At 57.5% G+C, this 8,016-nt stretch carries 7 protein-coding genes; 4 read left to right on the forward strand and 3 right to left on the reverse strand.

Annotated elements, in window-relative coordinates:
- Window positions 1-352, reverse strand: a 352-nt coding sequence (locus WA354_RS04720) for a Ppx/GppA phosphatase family protein (RefSeq protein WP_472811854.1), incomplete at its 3' end; no start/stop codon positions are given.
- A 379-nt stretch (window positions 353-731) separates the two neighbouring features.
- Between WA354_RS04720 and WA354_RS04725 the strand changes: the two genes are divergently transcribed.
- The gene (locus WA354_RS04725) at window positions 732-1,064 is read left to right on the forward strand and encodes a PadR family transcriptional regulator (protein ID WP_472811855.1); all 333 of its coding nucleotides are present in this window, start codon (window positions 732-734) and stop codon (window positions 1,062-1,064) included.
- A gap of 11 nt (window positions 1,065-1,075) precedes the next feature.
- Window positions 1,076-3,796, forward strand: coding sequence for an ADOP family duplicated permease (locus tag WA354_RS04730; RefSeq protein WP_472811856.1), 2,721 nt, complete (start codon window positions 1,076-1,078; stop codon window positions 3,794-3,796).
- A 142-nt stretch (window positions 3,797-3,938) separates the two neighbouring features.
- On the opposite strand, the gene WA354_RS04735 is transcribed toward WA354_RS04730, so the two are convergent.
- Complete coding sequence (locus WA354_RS04735; RefSeq protein WP_472811857.1) at window positions 3,939-4,892, reverse strand: CHAD domain-containing protein; 954 nt, start codon at window positions 4,890-4,892, stop codon at window positions 3,939-3,941.
- 157 nt (window positions 4,893-5,049) lie between these two features.
- On the opposite strand from WA354_RS04735, the gene WA354_RS04740 reads away from it, so the two are divergent.
- Window positions 5,050-7,005: a glycosyltransferase family 39 protein gene (locus WA354_RS04740; RefSeq protein ID WP_472811858.1), complete on the forward strand. Its 1,956-nt coding sequence runs from the start codon at window positions 5,050-5,052 to the stop codon at window positions 7,003-7,005.
- 97 nt (window positions 7,006-7,102) lie between these two features.
- A complete protein-coding gene (locus tag WA354_RS04745; RefSeq protein ID WP_472811859.1) occupies window positions 7,103-7,336 on the forward strand; it encodes a hypothetical protein in 234 nt (77 codons plus the stop codon).
- A gap of 53 nt (window positions 7,337-7,389) precedes the next feature.
- On the opposite strand, the gene WA354_RS04750 is transcribed toward WA354_RS04745, so the two are convergent.
- The coding region (locus tag WA354_RS04750; protein WP_472811860.1) for a glycosyltransferase at window positions 7,390-8,016 on the reverse strand (627 nt) is incomplete at its 5' end.

Here is an 8,016-nt window from a genome sequence, read left to right on the forward strand (position 1 = left end):
GGTGAATCAGCCGGCCTTCTTCAAGCCCGGAAATGATCTCGAGATTCCATCCCGTCTCAGCCTTCACCCACGCCTGAAAGGCCGCGCTGTTGCGCGCGTCGCGCATGGCCGAAGTTGCCACCACGCGAATCTGGTCAGCCCCGTGCGATTGCGCCGCGCGCTGAAACCGCTTGAGCGCGCGCAGAGTAGCCGCCATGGCCTCAGGCGACACCAGTCCCGAGGCGAACACGCTGGCTCCGAGCCGCGTCACTTCACGATCCTCGTGCAGCGTGCGGAGCTGATGCGCAACGACCTTGGCAATCTTCAGCCGGCAAGAATTGGAACCGATATCAATAGCTGCAAACGTGGGCATAAGGCGCGAGCGATCTCCACGAAATCGAAATCAGGTTCTTCGGCCAAGATACACGACAGCGCCTCAGCGACCTTCCAGTTCCGCATCACTCTCGCAGTCCTGAGAGAGCAGCGCTCATTCCCTGCACAATTTGCAGGGCTTTGCACTTGAATTAGTGCAGGGAGAAACTCAGGTTGACAAGTTTTTCGCGCCTTCTGGCCAGTGCTATTTGAAGCTGTCTGTCTCGCACATTGATGAAGCCAGCCGACTTGCCAGTACAGATTTCCCTCTTGGTGCGTGACTCGGCCAGCATAGTGCGCCAGCATTACCGTCCCCTTGCACTTCTACAGAAGAAAGATATACGCTCGTTGTGTCGAAGCAGCAGGGTTGGAGAGCGATAATGAGCGATACAAGAATGGAGTTACCGCAAGGGACGCTGGATCTATTGATTCTGAAGGCTGTGGCGCTGGAGCCCTTGCATGGTTGGGCGATCTCTGAGCGCTTGCAACAGATATCGGGCGACGCTCTTCAAGTGCAACAAGGTTCCTTGTATCCAGCTTTGCACAGGCTTGAGCGGCACGGATGGGTGAAAGCGAAGTGGGCGATCAGCGAGAACAATCGCAGAGCAAAATACTACGAGTTGACGAGCCAGGGCCGAAAACAACTTGCGGCTGAATCCGCTGCGTGGCGCAGACTGACTGCTGTCGTCGATTCCGTACTCAATATGGTCTGAGGGAACTGGATATGTTGAGCGATTTAAGGTATCGATTCCGCGCTCTCTTTCGTCGCGACCATCTTAACGCGGAACTGGATGAGGAGTTGCGGGACCACGTCGAGCGCGAGACTGAAAAATATCTTCGCGCGGGCTTGCCCGCTGAAGATGCAAGGCGCAGGGCTCTCATCGCGCTGGGCGGAATGGAGCAGGCCCGGCAGCAGACTCGCGACTCCCGCGGCATCAGAATGATCGAACAGATGCTTCAGGATTTGCGCTATGGGTTGCGTTCCCTGGGCAAGAATCGCGCGTTTACCGCCGTTTTCGTTTTCACCCTGGCCCTCGGCATCGGGTCATGCACCGCCATCTTCAGCCTGATGACGGCCGTCATGTTTCCTCCTCTGCCCTATGGCGATGCCAAACAGCTCGTCTACATAACGACTCCAAATCAGAATATGAAGCAAATTCCGTCCGAGGCGATCATCCCGGACAACGCCGACTTCGCCGACATGAAGCGAGAGAACCATTCGTTCTCTGCGATGACGCAGTTCGCGCAAAAGAGCTTCAAGCTGAATGGGGCCAACACATCTTTGAACGGAGCGACGGTTGACGAGGACTTCTTCAAGACGCTCGAAGTCTCACCCGAGTTGGGGCGCGGAATCAACGCTGAAGACAACGAGCCGTCAAATGACGGCGTGGTGGTGATCAGCCACTCGCTTTGGCTACAGTTGTTCGGCGCGGACCCATCCGTGCTCGGCAAATCGATACAGCTAAGCGTCAAGCCACTGATCGGCACACCAACGTGGTCTGGCAATAAGACCTACCGGGTCATCGGCGTAATGGGTGCGGGCTTCAATTATCCGCATAATAGCGAATTGAGCTACGGCAATATCCATTTCGACGCAACCGATCTCTGGGTCCCGCTGGCGTTAACAGCGAAACAGCGTGCAGATCGCGGAGTCGCGGCGGACCCCGTGGGAGGCTGCTACTGCTATACACTGGCGCGCTTGAGGAAGGGCATTTCAACCACGCTGGCAGAAGCGGAATTGAACGGCATCCTGTGGCCGCTCGAACCACTGCATACGGGTTTCAAACAGGGCTGGTATGCCTATGTAAAACCATTTATGGAAACGCTGGACGGCTCTGCCCGTCCTCTCATATTGCTGCTGATGGGCTCGGTCGTCTTTGTGCTTTTGATCGCCTGCGGAAATGCCGCCAATCTGCTCCTGGCCCGGAGCGCAAGCCGCATGCATGAGCTGGGGGTGCGAGCGACTTTAGGAGCCGGGCGCGATCGGCTGATCCGGCAATTGCTGACCGAGTCTTTACTTCTGGGCGTCGGTGGAGGGCTTGCGGGAATCGGTCTGGCATGGGTGTTTCTCCGTGTGCTTCTTCTGCTCGATCCCGGAGACATTCCTCGTCTTCACGAAGCTTCATTGAATGGCAATGTTCTCGCCTTTACAGTTGCCATAACATTGCTGACGAGTGTTTTGGCAGGAACTCTGCCAGCCCTTTCGGCCTCTCGCGCCAACCTGATCGGGTTTCTCAAGTCTGGAGGGCAGACGGGAACGAGAGGAAGCCGCAATCGCATTCGCAGCGCCCTAGTTATGGGCGAGGTTGCGATTGTTGTGGTCTTGCTCGCCGGGGCCGGCCTTCTTGTGAGGAGCTTCATCAAGCTCCAACAGGTGCCGGTCGGCTTTTCTTCGACCACACTTTCGATGAAGATCGAACTCCCGGAAACCTATGGCAAGCCGGAACAGCGCCACGCTTTCTATCAGACGCTTCTCTCACAGATTGAAGCATTGCAAGGAACAGTGGCGACCGGTGCTATTGAAAATCTGCCGTTGGGTGGTTCCAAAGGAGGCTCTTTATTCCGGGTTGAGGATCATCCGAGCCAGGAGGGCCAGATGCTGGATGGCGCGGACGTGACGCCGGGATACTTTTCGGCAATGGATATACCGTTGATCGAGGGTCGTTTCTTCACCGAGGAAGATGTGTCCGGGTATCAGAAAGTGGTCATCGTGAATCAGACGTTCGCGAGAAAGAATTTCCCCGGGCGCAACGCTGTCGGGAAGTGGATCGCGGGATTCAACCAGGATGTCTCTGAGCAACCAGCCAAGGATGCTCTCACGATTGTGGGCGTGGTCGCCGATGTGCGGGACTGGAGCGTGGAGACGCCGCCCCAACCACAACTTTACGGTCCTCTCAGCGGTCCGGATCACGCATACATCGTGATCCAGTCTACGCTACCCCGTGAGGATGTCGTGCAGTCTGCAACGGCCATCCTGCAATGGCTCGATGCATCCCTCACATTTTCCAAGGTGCACACGATGCGGGAAGTGGTTTCTGAATCCATGGCGAGACGCCGGTTCCAGACCGTGCTCCTAACCATATTTGCCGGAATGGCCTTGGCGTTAGCTCTGGTGGGATTCTACGGGTTGCTCGCATACTCGGTGCTGCAACGCAGCTCTGAAATGGGAATAAGAATCGCGCTCGGAGCGACCAGAATGCACGTCGCAGGGCTGATCCTTAGACAAGCTCTTCAACTCGTCGTTGTGGCCCTACTCATAGGGCTGGCTTCAGCACTTGCATTGAGCAGACTGCTAGCCTCTTCACTCTATGGAGTCCGTCCCTGGGACCCGACGACCTTTACCCTCGTCCCAGTACTTTTTCTGACAGCTACTCTCGTAGCTTGCCTTATCCCCGCGAGACGAGCCGCAAAAACAGATCCAATGGTCATTATCCGTAGCGAATGATGAAGAGACCGATGCGCTCGTAGAGCGGGCTATTATTCGGCGCGAATTGGTAATGACAAACGCCGATGTCGGCATGAAACGCGGAATGGATGAACTTGACTGTGCGGGCTGCACATGACTTGTCGCCAATTTCTTCGGCGCGTCAGGCTAGCTTTTTGTTCAGATCTGCAAGGATGTCAAGGTCGCCGCGCGCCTGAAGCTTGCGGCCTTCCATGCGCACATTCCCGGTCTCGTGCCTGTATTCCTGCATGCGGTCTGAAACGCTGTTCACGGCCGAGAGAGCCTTTTCGAATGACTCGGCTGAAATTGTATCGAGCAGTTCAGTGAGGGCTTTACTCTTCGCGCGGCGCCCATGGTGCGCTTCACGGCCGAGGTCCTGCCAGTCGTGCCACTCGCCAATCGCAGACTGCACCTTCTTCATCTGCGTGGCAATTTGCGCGCAGGCGCGATCGGTGCCGGCGTATATCTCGGCGAGATACCGCACGGTCTTGATGCGCTTGCGAAAGTCATGCAGGTTTACTTGGTCGAACGCTGGGAATTCCGCTCTAACAGCATGGAAGCGCGCAGCAAGTTCTTCGGCAATCCCCGCCTCTGCACCGAACACGAAAGCGGAAAGCTCACTCGCAACGTCTTCACTCGCCTTGACGAGACGACTGCCCGACTTTTCGATCTGGGCTACCAGCTTCTTTTCCGCTGCGCGCCGTTTCTGCGTAAGCCGGTCTTCAAGCCGATCTATTCCGCTTATGCAGTCGTGCATGGAGCGGGGTACGTAATCTCCCGTCTCGCTTAGCGACGCACGCAGTCCCCGCAGTTTCCCGATCCACACGTCGAGTTCGCGAACCGGGCCGAGTGCGCGGCGGAGTTTCTCAGCCTGCTTGCCAAAGCGCAGGATGGCCTGGGCCTGGTGACTTGCGCGGGGAAGATCGGCAAGATCGCGCTCCAATTCGGCCTGCATTCGCAGCGTAACCACACGCAGCGCATGTACCCTCTTGCGCGTAGCCTTGCGTCCGCAGCGTTCGAGCAACTGGCGCCAGTCAGCGAGGCGGTCGCGCATCGTGGCCGATACTCCGCTGCCCGATTGCGTGCTGGAATTCATCAATCTGTAACCTTCGTTCATTCTATGATGCCTGGCGAAGGCCTGATTTGAACACTTCCTGTTTCGAGCCGTGAGATCGCGCGGGGCCTCTCGCTGGTATCCTTGATTCTCAGAACTTTACCGCATGGGAAACCCACAAAACCCGAAAATCCAATCGGTGAAAAAGCCTTCAAAGCTGGCTATCTGGGTGCTTTTGGGGGCGATCTTCGTGGCCGTGCAGTTTGCCTCGCTCTTCACCCCGCCGCTGCTTGATGACGTTGACGCCTCGCATGCGCAGGTGGCGCAGCACATGGTAGAGAGCGGCGACTGGATCACCATGAAGCTCGACGGCGTCCGCTATCTCGAAAAGCCGCCGCTGCCCTATTGGCTCGACGCCACTTGCTACTGGATCTTCGGCCAAAATGTCTTTGCAACCCATTTACCCAATGCGCTGGCGATCCTCGGCCTCGCGTGGCTGGCCTGGCTTTGGGTCTCGCGCGGATGGGGCCGTCGCGCAGGCTTCTATGCCGCGCTGGGCGTGCTCACCTCGATCGGGCCATTTCTGTTTACGCGCTTTGCTATCCCCGAGGCGCTGCTCAGCTTTCTTCTGCTCTACTCCCTGTGGAGTTTCATCACCGGACTGGAGAGCCGTCATCCAATCCGCTTCTACGGCATGTGGGCGGCCCTCGCGCTTGCCACGCTGACCAAGGGCTTGATTGCCCCGGTCTTCTTCGCCGCGGCAGCAATCCCACTGCTGATGCTGAGCGGGCATTGGCGCCGCTGGCGCGAACTGAAGCCTGTCACCGGCGTGCTGCTCTTTCTGGCTATCGCGGCTCCGTGGCACATTCTGTGCGGACTGGCGAACCCCGACCAGGGACATCCTATCGGCAATCACCCCACGCCCGGAAACGTGCACGGATTCTGGTACTTCTATTTCGTCAACGAACACTTCCTGCGTTTCCTCGGCGGTCGGTTCCCGAACGACTACAACAAGATGCCGTTCCTGGTTTACTGGCTCGCGCATCTTGTCTGGCTTTTCCCGTGGAGCCTGTTTCTGCCCGCACTGCTCGTGGTGGCATGGAGAACACGGCGTTCGTGGATGCAGCATTTGCATCGCGATTCCGGCCAGACCGTGGACTTCTATCTCGAACATGCCGAGCGCGAAGACGTGGCCAGCTACGTCGCTCGTCTCAAGTTTCGCGTCCGCTCTACCTGGCTTCTTTCGCTCTTTGCGGGATTCACGCTGCTGTTCTTCGCCATCTCGACGAATCAGGAATACTACACGTTCCCTGCGTGGACGCCATTGCTGATGCTGATCGCCGGCATGCTGGCCAACCTTGAAGAGCGCCGCGGGCCCGAAGGCCAGAAGGCGCTGCTATCACAAAAGTGGCTCAGCGGCGCGCAGGCAGTTTTCTCTATTGCGGGAATCCTGATTTCCGCCGCCCTTTCATGGGGTCTGTGGGAGTCGCGGAACCTGCCCTTCGTCTCTGATATTGGCACGCTGCTGGCCCATCGCGATATAGGTGGATACACGCTCTCCATGTCGCATTTCTTCGATCTCACCGGTCCATCCTTCGCGGCATTGCGGCTACCTGCGGCTATCGCGGCAATCGCTCTGCTGATTGGACCCGCGCTTGGCTGGGCGCTCCGAACGCGCGGCAAGCACCTGGCTGCAACCGTCAGCGTCGCGCTTACGTCGGCAGTATTTCTGATCGCCGCCCACATCGCCTTCGCGCGCTTTGAACCAATGCTGAGTTCCAAACAACTGGCCGATACCATCAACAGCAAAGGCTCGCCCTCCGATTCGTTCATCATCTATGGCGATCAGTCGGATGCCTCCTCGGTCATCTTCTATACCCACAATTTCCTGCACAAGCCAGCGTATATCGTGGTGGAACCCTGCTCGCCTCATGGCAACGGCTCTTCACTCCTGTGGGGATCGTGCTATCCCGACGCGCCGAAGATCTTTCTCAGCGACGATCAGCTTTCGAAGATGTGGGGCACCGGCGAACGCAAGTGGCTTTTCGCGCAGGACACCAACCAGCCTAAGGCCGAGCAGTTGCTCTCGGGGCGTCTCTTCCCCGTGCAGTCCATCGCCGATAAAGCACTGTGGACCGATCGTCCACTGAAATGACTCGATTCGTCACCCAATTGCTTCAGAACTCTCTCCGGAATAAATCAAATCTTCACGTTGCTCGCCTACTTTGTTGGTAAGGAGGCCAGCGACCAATATGGCCATCGATGTCTCGGAACTCGATCAGATGCAGAGCAGATACAAATCCTCGGTAGAAGCCTGGGTATCAGCCATCCGCCAGGAGGAAGCGCTTGCATCGGTTAACCATACGGTAGCGCAGGTCGATCAGTGGGAAAATGCTGCCGATCTCGAAGAAGAGGCGAGAAACAACGCGAAAGCGGCCAAGAAAAACTACGAGGACGCGCTGCGGAAAGAGTTCTTCAACTTCTAAGACGTTTATCGAATTACGGCGCAATCGGTGGGCAGTGACAGAGCGGGCTGTCGCTACTCCGCCGCACGCATTTTGCCGCCCGGCAGCAGTTGAAATACGCGCCCTCGCCACAGAATCCGGCTGCCCATGTAACTCGCCGCCCAGAAGAAAAATCCCATCAGGTCGCGCACCGGATACAGCAGCATCAAGTTGAACCAGCTTGGATCGCGGACTACCATGCGGCCCACGGCAATCGACAGTGCTTCGCGGGAGGCAATTGCCCATGCCACCAGCGCAATACCCCACCAGACGTGGCCCAGCACTACGCCCGCTAGCAGACCCAGCAGCCCAAACGGCATGCTGAAGGTGAGCGCTGTGCCGAAATGCCCCTTCGGCCGCGAGAAGCGCGTCGATTTCATCCAGCGTACCTGGTGCTTCAGTGACGCCATCAGGCTCAGGTTGATTACGATGTGATCGATCGCATGATGACTCAGTACCACTGTTTGTCCGAGCTTGTACGTCTCGTTGCCCAGAACGAAATCATCTGCGCAATAATCCGCTGTAACTTTGAAGCCACCCATTTGCCGGATCACGTCGCGCCGAAACGCCATCGTCGGTCCGAGGACAAACTGCATCCCCTCCATCATGCGTGCCACCAGCACGCCGGCCGTCATCTCTACGCTCATGCCCACGGCCTCAAG

Source organism: Occallatibacter sp. (assembly GCF_049802275.1).
Taxonomy (GTDB): domain Bacteria; phylum Acidobacteriota; class Terriglobia; order Terriglobales; family Acidobacteriaceae; genus Telmatobacter.